Source organism: Marinobacter sp. es.042, from assembly GCF_900188315.1.
GTDB lineage: Bacteria > Pseudomonadota > Gammaproteobacteria > Pseudomonadales > Oleiphilaceae > Marinobacter.
The window spans coordinates 2,459,242-2,474,296 of record NZ_LT897781.1 but is presented as its reverse complement, the minus strand read 5'-3'; the positions used below and the strand labels follow the sequence as shown (position 1 = coordinate 2,474,296).

Genomic DNA, 15,055 nt, shown 5'->3' with positions numbered 1-15,055 from the left:
TGAGTTAAAGAATGCCAAGAAAAACATCAAAATCAGGCGCGCCATCTTATCATAAGGCAACCATGATATTGTTTTGACCAGTCCGTAAACTGATTGCCCGATACCAGGAATTTTGATGAAGCTACCGTTATCCGTTTATTACATCACCCAGGATGAAGAACTGCGATTGCCGGAATCCCTCGCAAAGGTTTCCGACTGGGTTGATGAGATTATCGTAGTCGATTCCGGAAGTATTGACCGAACCCGTGACATTGTTGACGCGGCGGGTGCCCGTTTTGTTCATAACGACTGGCAGGGATTTGCCTGCCAGAAAGCCTTTGCCGCAAGCCTTTGTCGTAATGACTGGGTGCTGGACCTGGATGCGGATGAGGTGCTGTCGGACGAGCTTGTGGCCAACATCCAGGACCTGTTTTCAAAGCCGATTGACCCGGACATTGCGGGATTCCGGATGCGCTGGGTGCTGTCCCAGCCGGATCCCCGGCATCCGTTCCGCCATGATAAATCGAAGAAGATTCTCAGGCTCTACAATCGTAACAAGGCAGTGATTGAGCCCGAAAAAGACAGCAACAATGACCGGCCGCAGGTGAAGGCTGGCCGGGTCGTGGATTTAAAGGGCGATGTGTTGCACCGCACGCTGATTTCTCTGGAGCAGATGGAGCGCAAGTACTGCCAGTTGTCGACGGAGCAGGCCCGCTTTATCGCCGCAAAGGGACGGCGAATTTCCAGCCCCCGCCTGTTTGCCGAGTTTCCCCTGAAGTTCCTGAAATATTACCTGCTGCACCGCCAGATCCTGAACGGTTGGTTTGGTCTAAGCGTTGCCATTACCGCAGCCAACAGGAACTTCATGCGCTTGGCCAAGGCTCGGGAGATGCAGATGCTATCCGAATTTGAGAGGGAAAATACCCGGTAGGTCTCTGCCGAATACAGCGGACATCAGGTGCCTCGTTGCTCGCCCATTGCCCTCAGGTACAGCGCTTCCGTTTGCTCCGCCATGGCGTTGATCGTGAGAGTTTTACGGGCAAATGCCATGGCGGGCTGCTCGCTCTGTTTCAGTGTTTCCAGATCAGAGAGCGCTCGCGCTATGAGTTCGGCAAGGTCCCGATCCCGATGGCCTGCGCTGAGAGACGTTGCTGGAAGAATATCCCGCGGTCCGGACACCGGAGTGGAGACCACGGGGCAACCACTGAGAAGGGACTCCGCCAGTACATAGGGAAAGCCTTCCCGTTCCGAGCTGACCACCGTCAATTCGGCCCTGTCGTAGATGGGCGCCAGATTCTCCCGGAACCCTGCGAGGGTTACCGAGGGTTCCAGTTTCAACTGGCGAATCAAGTGCTCAAGCCGTGATCGCTGGCTGCCTTCGCCAAAAATGGTCAGATGGCAGCGATGTGCCGAATCGCCGAGCATGGCCCAGGCCCTGATCAGCGCATCAAAACCTTTGACGGATTCGAGTCGTCCGACGGCGATTACATTGGTGACTCCTGACGGTAGCTCCGGGCCGTCGTCTGTTGTTGTTCGTTCGCTCCCGGAATCCACGCCGTTGTAGATAAGGTGTTTCCGGGGGTGTCGCAGAGTAGCCAGAATCCTGGGGCTTACGGCAATAATCTCGTCGAGGCGATCAAAGGCCTTATGGCTGGACTTGGTGCCGTGCACCGTGCCGATTCGCACTCGGGCAAGGCTTCCGGTTTTAGCGGCGAGCTGCGCAGCCTTGTTGCCCTGGGCGTGCAGAATATCAGGTGCTATTTCTCGAAGTCGCCGGCGGAGGGCCAGTTGGAGCCAGAGGTTCCGTCGCCCCAGTTGAACGGGCAGCGCATGAAAGTGGATGCCGGAATGAAATCTATCCCGGTAGTCTTTGTGAGCCACTACATGGACGCAATGCCCCCGTCTGGCCAGGTTGGCTGCCAGATCGGCGGTGTGTTTTTCCATGCCGCCCCAGGTTGTGCCTGGCGTGGCAATCAGCAGGGCGATCGTTAATCGGGGCGGTGAGCTCATGATCGGCCTGCGGCATTCTGCAGCACCGTCTCGTAAACGGCCAGGCTCGCTTCGGTCTGTGCCTCCAGGCGGAACCGATAAGGGATCTCAATGGCCGGAGGCCCGGCATCCAACATCCGGGAAACGGCCTGTGCGAACTCCTCCACGTTATCCGGCGCCACCAGGCCTTCCCGGAAGCACGCCTGCAGTGTTTCCGCCGCCCCGCCACGATTATAGGCCACGACCGGTGTTCCCGAAGCCAGGGCTTCGGTCACTGTCCGGCCAAAGGGCTCGGGTTTGGTGCTCATGTGACAGACCACGTCGGAGAGCAGGTACAGGTTGGTCATGTCATTGCGCTGTCCCAGGAAGCTGACCTTTTCGGTCAGGTCCAGGCGAGACCGCTCCTTCTCCAGTTCGTCCAGAAAATGCTCCTTGCCCGGCTCCGCACCACCCACAATAATACCGTGGCAATCGGGCCGCTCCTGAACCAGTTTCGCCATCATGGCCAGGAAATCCAACTGGCCTTTCCAGCGGGAAATCCGCCCCGGCATCATGATGATTTTCTTCCCGGCAAGCTGTGGATACTGACGGAACCAACGGTCCAGCCATTGCTGTGGAAGCTCGCGCTGATGAAAGGCATCCACATCCACGCCCCGCTGGATGACGGTCAGCTTTTCTTCGGGTACGTGGTAGTTGCTTATCACGTAATCCCGCACACACTGCGACACGGCAATGATGTGATCGGCGCGAGTCATGATGGCGCTGTAGGGAGTCACGGAATACATGCCGTGGAAGGTGGACACAACCGCCGGGCGGTCCCGTTTCGGGATGCTTTTCAGAGCCAGGAAGATAATCCAGGCGGGCATGCGTGAGCGGACATGAACGATGTCCGGCTTCAGTTCAAGAAGCAGTTTTCGCATCGGCAGGATTTGCCCGAAGGACGCTGGATTCTTCCGGTGAATCGGCATGAAAATATGCGTCGAACCCTGTCCCCGCAGTTGTTCCGCCATGGGGCCGCCCTTGGAGACGACATAGGATTCGTGGCCGCGTTTAACCAGGTCCGCAGCGAATTCTACGGTCCCCCTTTCCACGCCGCCACTGTAAAGCGCCGGAAGTGCCTGAAGAATTCTCAAGGTTTGGTCCCCTTGTGCAGGCGTTGATTGGTTTTCTGGCTCTTTGGCAGGAGTCCTTGCTCCAGGACCCAGCGGGCTGCACGATTGGCCTCCCAGAGAGTCTTTTCATGGTCGGCTCTGCCAGCCATGACGCTGGCATGGTCTGTCCACTTGGCAACATAGCCGTCCCGGACCAGCCGTTCCACACCCTCCATGACCCGGCTGCCGGTTCTGGCCGGCAATTCGAACAGGCCGGTTGGCACCCCGGAGGTTGAGGCCTCACAGACCATGGACATGCTGTCCGGCGTCACCCAGACGGCTCTTGAGGCCGAGAGTTGGTGGCTGAGCCAGTCTTCGTGGGTCTGCCCGGGGTGAACGACGGTAACTCTCAGCCCGGCCATCTCCTCGAGGCGTTCCTGCAGGGGTGTCGGTGTTCGCCGGGAGGTGCTGATGGTCCAGCGCCAGTCGGGGTAATGGCCGATCAGATGCGATACCTGGCCCAGGACGACGTCGCCGTCCCAGTCGAAATGCGGTGAGGGCCCGCCGATGAGCAAGAGCGCTTCCCGTTTTTCGGTGATTCTGGCCAGGGGAGTAATGGTATTCAGAACCCCTTCCGTCAACAGGACTTTCGGGCTGGCCTGCACTCGATCGTGGGCCGGGATCAGCGCGCCGCTGACCAGAGACAGCGGGAACCCGGGCTTCATGATGACAAGTGTACGGGTTCCACGAAGCTTGCGCAGGGCAAGCAGCAGCCGGTGCGTGCCAGACCCGGCCGCAATGACCAGATCAGGGCGAGGCAGTGACGCCTCCATTTGTGGCGGTGCGCCCAGCAGTGCTCGCCACAGCGGAGTTTTCATGGCGGAGGCGTCGACCCAGTAGGTGCTTGCGCCGGTCAGGACGCGAAGGCGATTACCGAGCCCCTTCAGTTGGTTCCTGTGGCCAGGCTTGCTGTCTGTCACAAGCCACACCACCGGTGTGGATGCATCCTGCGTTCTGGGCTCTGGTTTGGCCATGGTGTTCCGGCATGCACTGCCGGCCTCCGTATTGCCAGGGTTCTGCGTTACCGGCGTTTGTAGAAGCCGGGGTCATTCTCGTCCGGGCGGGTCTTGAATCGTCGATGCATCCAGAGATACTGATCCGGCGCTCGCCGAACCTCTCGCTCGATAGTCTGGTTGATCAGTGTTGCATCCTGAAGATCATCGCCGCTGGGAAAATTCTCGAGGGCCGGGTGGAAGTAAATGTCGTAACCCGGCCCATCGTCACGCCGGAAATGGCTGAACGGAACCACCTTGCAGCCACTGCGTTCTGCAATCCGGGAGGTGGCGGTAATGGTGCCCGCCGGTATTCCGAAAAACGGAGCAAAGACAATATCCTTGCGACCGTAATCCTGGTCCGTGGCGTACCAGACTGCTCGGTTTTTCTTCAGGCTGCGGAATAGGCCTCGCAGGTCTCTGGCGCCGAGCACGGTGCCATAGCGGCGTTCCCTGGCCCTTGTCATGACTGCGTTCATCAACGGGTTGTTATGATCCCGTTGCATGACATCGGCTTCAATGAACTCGGTTACCAGGCTACCGCCCAGATCCAGGGTGCTGTAATGCCCCCCCAGCAATAAGACGCCTGTGCCACCGGCCAGGGCATCCTCAAAATGCTCAAGGCCGTGGACTCTCGTGATGCCCGTCAGTTTGGCCGGGTTACGAAACCAGGCAATACCAAGCTCCAGCAAGCCAATCCCATTGGCAATGAAGGCTTTCCGAACCAGAGCCGATTGTTGAGTACTGGTGAGCTCCGGGAAGCACAACCTGATGTTCACTTCCGCGATGTGCCGACGACTTCGGGCAAGGCGGAAGGCCAGCAGGCCTGCCAGTTTTCCCAGCCACCATTGAACGCGTATCGGCAGCCGGGACACACACCACATCAGGAAAATGCCCAGCCAGGTAGGCCACCAGCGCGGGTGGCGGTACGCCGAGTAGTCTGTGTTTCGCGGTAATTTGCGATATTTCTTTTTCACGTAATGCAGGTCCTGCGAGGTCTTGTTTGATTGATGCTGGCACTGTGGCACTGGCGATCAATCGGAAGCAAATCAATAGGTTTTGCGCTATGATAGCGCACTGTTTTGCCCGGAGTCCTGTGTGCTGCAATTTATCTATTCCCAGCTTATTAGGCTGTTCCTGCCGTTCATCCTCCTGCGTCTCTGGTGGCACGGTCGCCGAGCTCCGGAACTGAGGCGCAACTGGTACCAGCGCCTGGGCATCGTGCCGCGGGCAAGCGGTACGGTCGTCTGGGTTCATGCTGTCTCGGTAGGTGAAACCATAGCGGCTGCGCCAATGGTGCGGCGCCTGTTGGCCCGAAACCCGGGCATAACTATCCTGATGACGGCCATGACAGACACCGGCCTGTCTCAAGCGCGCAAGATGTTCGGTGATCAAGTCCAGTACGCCTACGCTCCTTACGATACGCCAGGTTCTATTCGTCGCTTCCTCGACCGCGCCAATCCCCGGATTCTGGTTATCATGGAGACCGAAATCTGGCCGAACATGATTCGCCAGTGCCGGGCCCGCCGCGTTCCCGTATTTTTGATCAATGCCCGGCTGTCTGAGCGTTCCGCTCGCGGTTACGAGCGCGTCCGCGGCCTGGCTGCGCCTATCATGCGCAGCATCAGCTGGGTGGCTGCCCAGGCCGAAAAAGACGCCGAGAGGTTTCGCCGGATCGGAGTTGCCCCGGCGAAAGTGGCCGTTACGGGAAGCGTCAAATTTGATGTGGATATTCCGGAGAATGTGAGAGCGGCGGCCGCGGCGCTTCGACAGAAGCTGGCGGGTCGGCCGGTCTGGATTGCCGGCAGCACTCATGGCAGTGAGAATGATGAGTTGCTGACCGCCCATGGCAGGGTTCTGGCAGACCACCCCAAGGCGTTGTTGATTCTGGTTCCGAGACACCCCGACCGTTTCGAGCCGGTGGCGGAAAGGGCGGTGAAGGAAGGGCTGGCTCTGGCCCGTCGGTCTCGTGGAGAAGATCCGGGCAAGGCCCAGGTATATCTGGGAGATACCATGGGTGAGCTGATGATGCTCTACGGTGCCAGCGACCTGGCATTCGTTGGCGGCTCGCTGATCGAGCGCGGTGGCCATAATCCCCTCGAGCCTGCTGGATGGGGCATCCCGGTGTTTTCAGGTCCTCACATCTTCAATTTCGAGACGATTTACCAGCGCCTTCTGGATGATCGGGGGGTAAAACTGGTTTCCGATGCGGATGAGCTGGCCGCTCATGTGTCGTCCCTCTTTAGCGATAACCGGGAACGTGAAGCGATTGGGCAGCGAGCGCTGGAGGTTGTTAACAAGAACCGGGGTGCACTCGACAAGGTGGTTGACGGCATTATCGAACGGGTCTGACCTGTCTCCCGAAAAGCCAGGGCGAGCCCGTAGGGCCCGCCCTCACAGTCATCGGGTCGGGTCGTCCAGGGTTTCTTCTTCGTTGGCCAGTGCCTCGATCCCCGGAGCAGCCGCGCTCAGCCAATTGTTCAGCTCGATCAGGTCCTGGGGGCTCAGGGTGCCGGCGGCCTGTTTAAGCTGAAGGGAGTTGATCACGTAGTCGTAGCGGGCGTTGGCGTAATCCCGCAGGGCAACGTAATAGGCTCTCTCGGCATCCAGCACTTCCACAATGTTCCGGGTTCCCACCTCATATCCTGCACGGGTCGCGTCGAGTGCGCTGCGGCGGGAGACAATGGTCTGTTCCAGCGCCGATGCGGTTTCAATGTTATTGTTGACGGTCAGAAACAGACTTCTCGTGTTTACACGAACATCCCGGCGAACGGTGTTCAACGACTGCTCAGCAACGGTTACCAGTGAGCGCTGCTGGCGGACGCCGGCTTGAGTGCCACCGCCAGAGTAGAGGGGTACATTCAGGGTAAGCCCGATGGTTCCTCGAGTCGTGGTGCCGTCTTGCTGGCTTGTGATCGGTGCGTTGGCGCCGTCAATGCCGTTCAGGTCTGTTTTGCCGTAGGACGCGTTCAGATCCAGCGTCGGATAGTGGCCGGCCTTGGCTTCACGAAGTCCGGCCTCGTTGGCGTTGAGCTCAAACAGAGCAGACTGGATTGACCAGTTCTGCTCCAGGGCGGTTGCTTCCCAGGCAGATGGATCCATCGGATCGGGGCGGCCCAGGGGGAAATTCTGGCGCAAATTGTCCAGTTCTTCGGCGTATTCGCCGGTCAGTCGCGCCAGTTGTTCACGGGCCACGTTGAGCTGGTTTTCGGCGGCAATACGCTGGCTCTTGCTGTCGTCGTAGCTGGCGCGGGCCTCATAGACCTCGGTTATGGCAATCAGGCCCACGTCAAACCGTTCCTGAGCCTGCTCATACTGGCGCTGGATAGCGGCCTCGGTTGCCCGGGCGGTGGTGACTGTGTCCCGGGCCCGCAGAACGTTGAAGTACGCGGTTGCAACATCCAGGATCAGTTGCTGCTGGGCGAGGTTGTATTCGGCCCGGGCCGATTCGGTCTGGAACTTGCTGGCGTCATAGCGAAACCAGGCGTCAGCCCGGAACAGTGGCTGTGTTAACTGGACACCGTAATTCAGTTCCTGATAGCTGTTGTCCTGGCTCGGCCCGTCTACATCAATGTAGTTGCCCTCACCAAAGGCACCAATTTGCGGCAATAATGCGCTCTGGCTGACATCGCTGGCCGCCTGTTGAGCTTCAAAACTTGCTCGCGCGGCGGCAATGCCGGAGTCGTAGGACAGTGCTTTCTCATAGGTCTCGACCAGATCCATGGAAAGGGCGGGCTGGGCCGCCATGAGGCCAATAAGTCCTGAAAGCAATCGCTTCTTCATTGTGTCTCCTGAATACGGTTACGCATCTTTGCCGGGTAAACGGGATGCGTGTCGGATTGGCGGGCACGCGTGATCCCCGTTTTCATGGGCAGACGGGTCTGGTTGGCCATTATGGACAATAATTGCCCGCAGCTCTACACTTGCAAATGGCACCCATTCTGGGTGTCACGCATTACAGAATCGCGTCTTGACGGGGTGCTGGTCTGCTTTCCGAATCATGGGAGGCAACCGGCTGAGATTGCATCGCAGAACCCGCGACCTGATCCGGATAATACCGGCGTAGGGATTTAAGACCACAGTGCTGCCTGACCAGTGTTCTCCCCAGAGGGAATCCGTGTCGAGAGCTCCGTCATACGCGACCCGAAATCCAACGATTGTTCCGGGAGCGAATGATGACCAACTTGCCTGATTACCTCAGCGATTCCGCCCAGGTGGATTCAGCCGCGATCAAACCCCTGCCAAGTTCACGTAAAATCTACGTTCAGGGTAGCCGACCCGATCTGCGCGTGCCCATGCGGGAAATCACCGTGCAGGATACGCCGACGGAGATGGGCGGTGAAAAGAATCCGCCGGTTGTGGTGTATGACACCTCCGGCCCCTACACCGATCCGGAAGCGATCATTGACCTTCGCAAAGGACTCAAACCGCTGAGGGCCCAGTGGATTGCGGAGCGTGGCGATGTGGAGCAACTTCCTGGTTACTCCTCAGAGTTCACCCGCCGTCGCATGAAAGATCCACAGCTCGACCCGCTGCGCTTTATGGACGAACGCAAACCCCTGCGCGCCAAACCTGGCCAGAACGTCTCCCAGATGCATTACGCCCGCCAGGGCATTATCACACCTGAAATGGAATACATCGCCATCCGGGAGAACATGAAACTGCAGGAAGCACGGGAACAGGGGTTGCTGAAAGAACAGCATCCCGGCCAGTCCTTCGGCGCGAATCTGCCTCCGGAAATTACGCCGGAGTTTGTCCGCGATGAGGTAGCTCGAGGACGGGCGATAATTCCGGCTAATATCAACCACCCGGAAATCGAGCCGATGATCATCGGTCGAAATTTTCTGGTAAAGATCAACGGCAATATCGGCAATTCTGCCGTCAGCTCTTCCATCGAAGAGGAAGTGGAGAAACTGACCTGGGGCATCCGCTGGGGTGCCGACACCATCATGGACCTGTCCACCGGCAAGAATATCCACGAAACTCGGGAGTGGATCATCCGCAACTCCCCGGTTCCCATCGGCACTGTGCCGATATACCAGGCACTGGAAAAAGTCGGCGGTGTGGCCGAGGATCTGACCTGGGAAATTTTCCGGGATACGCTGGTTGAGCAGGCCGAGCAGGGCGTGGATTACTTCACCATCCACGCGGGTGTTCGCCTGCATCATGTGCCCATGACTGCGAAGCGCACCACTGGCATCGTCTCCCGTGGCGGTTCCATCATGGCCAAATGGTGCCTGGCGCATCACAAGGAAAGTTTCCTGTACGAGCACTTCGAGGATATCTGCGAAATCATGAAGGCCTACGATGTGTCCTTCAGTCTTGGCGATGGCCTGCGCCCCGGCTCCATTGCCGATGCCAACGACGCAGCGCAGTTCGGCGAACTGGAAACCCTCGGTGAACTCACCAAGATTGCCTGGAAACACGATGTGCAGTGCATGATTGAAGGCCCCGGCCATGTGCCCATGCATCTGGTGAAAGAGAATATGGACAAGCAGCTCGAATGTTGCGACGAAGCGCCGTTCTACACCCTGGGCCCGCTGATTACCGATATTGCGCCGGGCTACGATCACATCACATCCGGTATTGGTGCCGCCATGATCGGCTGGTATGGCTGCGCCATGCTTTGCTACGTCACACCCAAGGAACACCTGGGGCTGCCCAACAAGGACGACGTGAAAACCGGCATCATCACTTACAAGATCGCCGCCCACGCTGCGGACCTGGCGAAGGGGCACCAGGGTGCCCAGATTCGAGATAATGCGCTCTCCAAGGCCCGTTTCGAATTCCGTTGGGAAGACCAGTTCAACCTCGGTCTGGACCCGGATACGGCTCGCGCCTACCACGATGAGACTCTGCCAAAGGAATCCGCCAAGGTGGCGCATTTCTGTTCCATGTGCGGTCCGAAGTTCTGCTCCATGCAGATTTCCCAGGAGGTTCGGGATTATGCGAAGGAGCACGGCCTGGATGAGGTATCCGCAGTGGATGCCGGCATGCAGGAGAAATCCCGCGAGTTCGTGGAGTCCGGGAGTAAGCTTTACGACAAGGTTTGAACTTGAAGTAATACCCAACTAAAGGCTATCGTTCCAAGTCGATTCAACGACCGGACAAAAAATGGCCAAACCGTTCCAGTTCAACGCCGACGACGTCAACGTTGAAAAACGTGAAACCGTCTTCCAGGGCTTCTTCCGCATGGATAAGCTCTGGTTGACCCATCCGCGTTTTGACGGCCGGGACATGCCGGTGTTTACCCGAGAACTCTTCATTCGTGGCGATGCCACCTGTGTACTTCCCTACGACCCGGAACGGGACGAGGTAGTCCTTCTTGAGCAGTTCCGTCTTGGTGCCCTGGGCCGTGATCAGTCGCCTTGGCTGCTGGAGCTGGTAGCTGGTATGAACGAAGACGGCGAGAGCCCTGAAGAAGTCGCTCAACGTGAGGGCCAGGAAGAGGCCGGACTTACCTTTGAGCCGCTGGAAAAAATCTGCGATTACCTGGTATCACCCGGCGGCAGCACGGAAATGATTCACCTTTATTGCGGGCGTGTCAGCACCGCAGATGCCGGTGGCCTGTATGGTATGGAACATGAGCATGAGGATATCCGTGCCCATGTGGTGTCATCCGACGATGCCATAGCGATGATCCACGATGGTCGCATCAACAACGCGGCCGCCATTATAGCCCTGCAGTGGCTCGAGCTGAATCGGGCCCGTTTGAGGAAAGGGTGGCAGTGATGGGCGAGTGGACCATGAAACCCAGGCGGTATGTTCCGGATCTCAGGCAGCTCGGCGCCCTGTGTGACGGAAACTATCAGCGGCTCCGTAAGCTGAGGCAGCTGGAAGTGGACGGCAAGCCCGTGTGCGAATTCGAGCTGCATCGGGAGAACCACTACCTGGGACGAGTCCGGATTCAGGTGCTCCAGACAGCAAAGTTCACCGAAACCCTGTTGCTTGAGCAGGTTCATAATTCCGGTCGTTGGTTAAACAACCCGCAAATGACCGTACGGGTCTACCACGACGCCAGCATGGCGGAAGTGATCAGCTGCTACCGTGATCGCCAGATTGCTCCCGTCAACGATTACCCCAATCGCTTCATGCACCATCCGGATGAAAAGGTCCAGGTCAACGGCTTCCTCGCCGATTGGCTGGATTACTGTTTGAGGTTTGGTCACCTGCCCATGGAACATGCAGCTTGGTCCGCCGGCGAAGGCGTCGACTGAGGCGGTCCGATACACGCTTATCCTGTACTAAAGTGGTGTGGCTATGGCGTACCGATGTGCCATAGTTGTCAAAAATTGCAATATATCGACTAAGCCTTGCCAGAATGTGACCCGGGTTCGATTCGAAAGTGATAAATCTGTGAATCGGCGTCGTACACTTGTGATCAGACCACGTATTGCCAGCGAGTAGATCCAGAACGCCATGACCACGAAGGAAAAAAACCGGCCACTGCGGGTACTGCAGCTGACTGATCCGCACCTGATGGCGCGTGCCGACGGAGATCTGTTGGGCGTTAGAACCCGGGAAAGCCTGCAGGCGGTTATTGCAGAGGTATTGAAAGTGCACGGTCAGCCGGATCTGATTCTGGCTACCGGGGATCTCGCTCAAGACGGGTCGGTGGAAGCGTACCGCGTCTTTGGTGAGAGCCTGAAGTCCTTTTCCTGTCCCTCAGTCTGGATCGCTGGTAATCACGATCATATCGATAACCTGCTCCAAGTTTCTCGCGAGTACAACGCTTCTGATCGTCACGTGATTCAGGGTGGCTGGCAATTTGTGATGCTGGATTCCTCTGTGCCCGGCAAGGTTTTCGGCGCTCTGGCTGAATCCGAACTGGCGTTCCTCTCGGAGACGCTTGAGCAGCATCCGGACATACCGGCAGTGATTGCACTCCATCATCATCCGGTGGATATCGGCTCCGACTGGATGGAGAAAATTGGTCTCACCAATCGCGATGCGTTCTGGCAGGTGCTAGATCGATTTCCTCAGGTCAGGATCGTGTTGTGGGGGCATATCCATCAGGAGCACGAGATCGAGCGCAACGGCGTGCAGCTGTTGGCCACGCCGTCCACCTGCATCCAGTTCACCTCCGGTTCCAGCAAGTTCTCGGTAGAGGATTTACCGCCCGGTTACCGCTGGTTCGAATTCCACGATTCCGGCGGCTTCGCAACGGAAGTCCGCCGGGCAGACGATTTCCAGTTCGAGCTGGATCAGAATAGTTCGGGTTACTGAGGGCGTTCCTGCAGCTACTTTGCCTCAGCCATTATGGTTTTAAACTCTGAAAAATTCTTATCTCAATGATGCGCTCACGTCGGGTAAACCCACTCCGCGGGTTAAAGTTGGCACGTGAGGTTCGCTGGAATTAACCTCTTCAGTTAAACTGCGCAAAAAATTCGTTCAGGAAACCAGACTATGAGTGAGATACCCGCAGACCTGAAATACATTGAGACCCATCAATGGGTTCGCGTGTCAGACGATGGCACGGCGACTGTCGGTATTACGGATTTTGCCCAGGAGCAACTGGGTGATGTGGTATACATCGGTGTTCCGGATGTGGGCGCGACGGTTAACGGTGGAGAGGAAGCCGGGGTCGCTGAGTCTGTGAAATCGGCTTCGGATGTGTTCAGCCCGGTGACCGGTGAGGTTATCGAGGTGAATGAGAGCCTCGAGGATGAGCCGGAGAAGGTCAACGAGGATCCTTACGGCGACGGCTGGCTCTACAAAGTTCGGCTTGAGGATGCTGGGGAGCTGGATGGCCTGATGGATTCTGCAGCTTATGCGGAGCATGTGGCTGCAGAGGGATAATCTTCCCATTTGGGAGGCTGGCCTGACGGGGCGGGCCTTCCAAAACACGCTGTGAATACGTCCCTGTACGCTTGGCTCCGCCATCCCTGGCTCCGCACAGTTTTGGAAGGCCCGCCCCGTCAGCCCGTCCCACAGCGGTGCGAGTTTCAACTCATCTTGTATAATCCCTGTCTTTCCTTTCCAGGTGGTCTCTATGAATTTTCCGGTTCTGTATCTTCGAAAAGGCGCAGAGCGCCGTCTCCGTGCCGGCCATCTTTGGGTGTACAGCAATGAGGTGGACACCCGCCGCAGTCCCCTGACGGATTTCGAGGCCGGTGTTCAGGCGGAGCTCAGGGCTTCCAACGACAAGCCTCTGGGCACGGTGTTCGTGAACCCTCATGCGTTGATTTGTGGCCGTTTGATAAGCCGGGATCCGGGCCATGGTATGACGCCCCAGCGGTTGACCCAGCGGATGGAGGCTGCGCTTGCACTTAGAGAGCGGCTTTTCGACAAGCCGTTTTACCGTTGGGTGTTTGGCGACAGTGACGGGCTTTCGGGGCTGGTGATCGACCGGTTTGATTCCACGGTGGTGGTGCAGATTTCCACGGCCGGTATGGAAGCTATGAAGGAGGCAGTTGTTCGGGCAGTCCAACGGCTGGTGCACCCTGAGGCGATCATCCTCAAGAACGATGGCAAGATGCGTAAGGTGGAGGGGCTGGATACATACGTGGAGCAGGCCCATGGTGCTGCGGTGAGTCTGCTGGAGGTGGAGGAGAACGGTGTCCGGTTCGAGGTGCCGTTGGAAGGCGGCCAGAAGACGGGCTGGTTTTACGATCATCGGATGAACCGTGCCCGTTTGCAGGCCTATGCGCCGGGCAAGCGGGTGCTGGATGTATTCAGTTATGTCGGTGGCTGGGGCATTCAGGCCGCTTGTGCCGGGGCCACCCAAGTGACTTGTGTCGACAGTTCGGCCGGTGCCATTGATTCGGTTCACCACAACGCCAGGCTCAACGGCCTCGACAATGTGGAAACCATTGAGGGTGATGCCTTCGAGGCTCTGAAGGCGCTGGCCGATGAGAAGGAGAAATTTGATGTGGTGGTGCTGGATCCGCCGGCACTGATTCCCCGGCGCAGGGACCAGAAGGCGGGCGAAGAGGCCTATGCCCGGCTGAACCAGCTCGGTCTGCGGTTGTTGGAGCGCGATGGGATACTGGTTTCCGCATCCTGTTCGATGCATCTCTCGCAGGAGAAGCTGGTGGACATCATTCGAGGCAGCGGCCGCAAGATCGACCGCTTTGTCCAGTTGCTGGAGCAGGGGCATCAGGCCCCGGATCATCCGGTGATTCCGGGTATTCCCGAGACCGATTACATCAAGTCCTGCTTTGTACGCTCCCTGACCGGATTTTTCTGAGCAGTTGAAGTCGGGGTCAGATGAACGCTTTCATCTGACCCCCTGTTAACGTCTTAACCCCGCAGAGACATCACTTTCCAGCCGTTGTCCCGGGCAAATTGCTCCAGGGTCGGGTCCGGGTCTACGGCTACCGGGTTATCCACTTTCTTCAGCAACGGCAGGTCGTTGTGGGAGTCGCTGTAGAACCAGGCCCCCTCAAGTGTCCTGTTATGGGCGCTCAGCCAGTCATCCAGTCGCGTGACCTTGCCATCCTGAAAGCTCGGAGTGCCGGCCACTTTGCCTGTATAACGGCCGTTGACAAGCTCGGGCTCGGTGGCGATCAGATGTTCGATGCCGAGAGCCTCGGCAATGGGTTCCGTCACAAAACGGTTGGTGGCGGTGATGATCATCAGGGTGTGACCCTGCTCCCGGTGGCTGTCCAGCAACGTATCTGCAGTGGCCTGCATCATGGGGCGCACTTTTTTCTCCATAAAGGCTTCCCGCCACGCCAGTAGCTCTTCCATGTTGTGACTGGCCAAAGGCTGAAGGGCAAACCCCAGGTAGTGCAGGATATCCAGCTCGCCGTTCAGGTATTCCTGATAGAAACGATCGTTGGCAAGGCGGTATTCCTCGGCATCGACAATGCCTTCCTCCACCAGAAATTCGCCCCAGGCGTGGTCGCTGTCTCCGGCTAAAAGGGTGTTGTCGAGATCAAAAATTGCGAGCGTCAAGCGGCTACCTCCGGTGATCACAGGGCTTGCAGTAAAACTCCAAGT

Annotated in this window: 14 protein-coding genes and 1 riboswitch; of the genes, 8 read left to right on the top strand and 6 right to left on the bottom strand. The window is 57.9% G+C overall.

Annotated features, from left to right (window positions below; all coding sequences use genetic code 11):
• Positions 1–115: 115 nt before the first annotated feature.
• A complete protein-coding gene (locus CFB02_RS11590) occupies positions 116–910 on the top strand; it encodes a glycosyltransferase family 2 protein (RefSeq protein WP_088558126.1) in 795 nt (264 codons plus the stop codon).
• Between the two features lie 23 nt (positions 911–933).
• Here the strand turns inward: CFB02_RS11590 and CFB02_RS11585 are convergent, their stop codons facing one another.
• From CFB02_RS11585 to lpxL, 4 genes are read right to left on the bottom strand one after another with little or no spacing between them, the layout of a single operon-like run.
• Complete coding sequence (locus CFB02_RS11585; RefSeq protein WP_088558125.1) at positions 934–1,989, bottom strand: glycosyltransferase; 1,056 nt, start codon at positions 1,987–1,989, stop codon at positions 934–936.
• A complete protein-coding gene (locus CFB02_RS11580) occupies positions 1,986–3,101 on the bottom strand; it encodes a glycosyltransferase family 4 protein (protein WP_088558124.1) in 1,116 nt (371 codons plus the stop codon). Before CFB02_RS11580 ends, CFB02_RS11585 begins: the two co-directional genes overlap by 4 nt.
• A complete protein-coding gene (locus tag CFB02_RS11575) occupies positions 3,098–4,093 on the bottom strand; it encodes a mitochondrial fission ELM1 family protein (protein WP_088558123.1) in 996 nt (331 codons plus the stop codon). Before CFB02_RS11575 ends, CFB02_RS11580 begins: the two co-directional genes overlap by 4 nt.
• A 47-nt stretch (positions 4,094–4,140) precedes the next feature.
• A complete protein-coding gene (gene lpxL, locus CFB02_RS11570; RefSeq protein ID WP_088558122.1) occupies positions 4,141–5,088 on the bottom strand; it encodes an LpxL/LpxP family Kdo(2)-lipid IV(A) lauroyl/palmitoleoyl acyltransferase in 948 nt (315 codons plus the stop codon).
• A gap of 121 nt (positions 5,089–5,209) precedes the next feature.
• On the opposite strand from lpxL, the gene waaA reads away from it, so the two are divergent.
• The gene (waaA, locus tag CFB02_RS11565; RefSeq protein WP_088558121.1) at positions 5,210–6,463 is read left to right on the top strand and encodes a lipid IV(A) 3-deoxy-D-manno-octulosonic acid transferase; all 1,254 of its coding nucleotides are present in this window, start codon (positions 5,210–5,212) and stop codon (positions 6,461–6,463) included.
• A 48-nt stretch (positions 6,464–6,511) separates the two neighbouring features.
• On the opposite strand, the gene CFB02_RS11560 is transcribed toward waaA, so the two are convergent.
• On the bottom strand, positions 6,512–7,894 hold the full coding sequence (locus tag CFB02_RS11560) for a TolC family outer membrane protein (RefSeq protein WP_088558120.1): 1,383 nt from the start codon (positions 7,892–7,894) through the stop codon (positions 6,512–6,514).
• A 181-nt stretch (positions 7,895–8,075) separates the two neighbouring features.
• Positions 8,076–8,198, top strand: a riboswitch (TPP riboswitch).
• A gap of 88 nt (positions 8,199–8,286) precedes the next feature.
• Between CFB02_RS11560 and thiC the strand changes: the two genes are divergently transcribed.
• The 6 genes from thiC to CFB02_RS11530 all read left to right on the top strand — a co-directional run bounded on the left by thiC (position 8,287) and on the right by CFB02_RS11530 (position 14,300).
• Complete coding sequence (thiC, locus tag CFB02_RS11555) at positions 8,287–10,164, top strand: phosphomethylpyrimidine synthase ThiC (protein ID WP_088558119.1); 1,878 nt, start codon at positions 8,287–8,289, stop codon at positions 10,162–10,164.
• Positions 10,165–10,225: 61 nt separating this feature from the next.
• On the top strand, positions 10,226–10,843 hold the full coding sequence (locus CFB02_RS11550; RefSeq protein ID WP_088558118.1) for an NUDIX domain-containing protein: 618 nt from the start codon (positions 10,226–10,228) through the stop codon (positions 10,841–10,843).
• On the top strand, positions 10,843–11,328 hold the full coding sequence (locus CFB02_RS11545; RefSeq protein WP_008170830.1) for a DUF1249 domain-containing protein: 486 nt from the start codon (positions 10,843–10,845) through the stop codon (positions 11,326–11,328). The genes CFB02_RS11550 and CFB02_RS11545 overlap by 1 nt, the downstream gene beginning before the upstream one ends.
• A gap of 202 nt (positions 11,329–11,530) precedes the next feature.
• Positions 11,531–12,337, top strand: coding sequence for a 3',5'-cyclic-AMP phosphodiesterase (gene cpdA / locus CFB02_RS11540; RefSeq protein WP_088558117.1), 807 nt, complete (start codon positions 11,531–11,533; stop codon positions 12,335–12,337).
• Between the two features lie 180 nt (positions 12,338–12,517).
• Complete coding sequence (gene gcvH / locus CFB02_RS11535) at positions 12,518–12,910, top strand: glycine cleavage system protein GcvH (RefSeq protein WP_088558116.1); 393 nt, start codon at positions 12,518–12,520, stop codon at positions 12,908–12,910.
• Positions 12,911–13,103: 193 nt separating this feature from the next.
• Entirely contained in the window at positions 13,104–14,300 is a 1,197-nt protein-coding gene (locus CFB02_RS11530) for a class I SAM-dependent rRNA methyltransferase (RefSeq protein ID WP_088558115.1), read from the top strand.
• Between the two features lie 53 nt (positions 14,301–14,353).
• Here the strand turns inward: CFB02_RS11530 and CFB02_RS11525 are convergent, their stop codons facing one another.
• Positions 14,354–15,010, bottom strand: a complete 657-nt coding sequence (locus tag CFB02_RS11525; RefSeq protein WP_088558114.1) for an HAD family hydrolase — start codon at positions 15,008–15,010, stop codon at positions 14,354–14,356.
• Positions 15,011–15,055 lie beyond the last annotated feature (45 nt).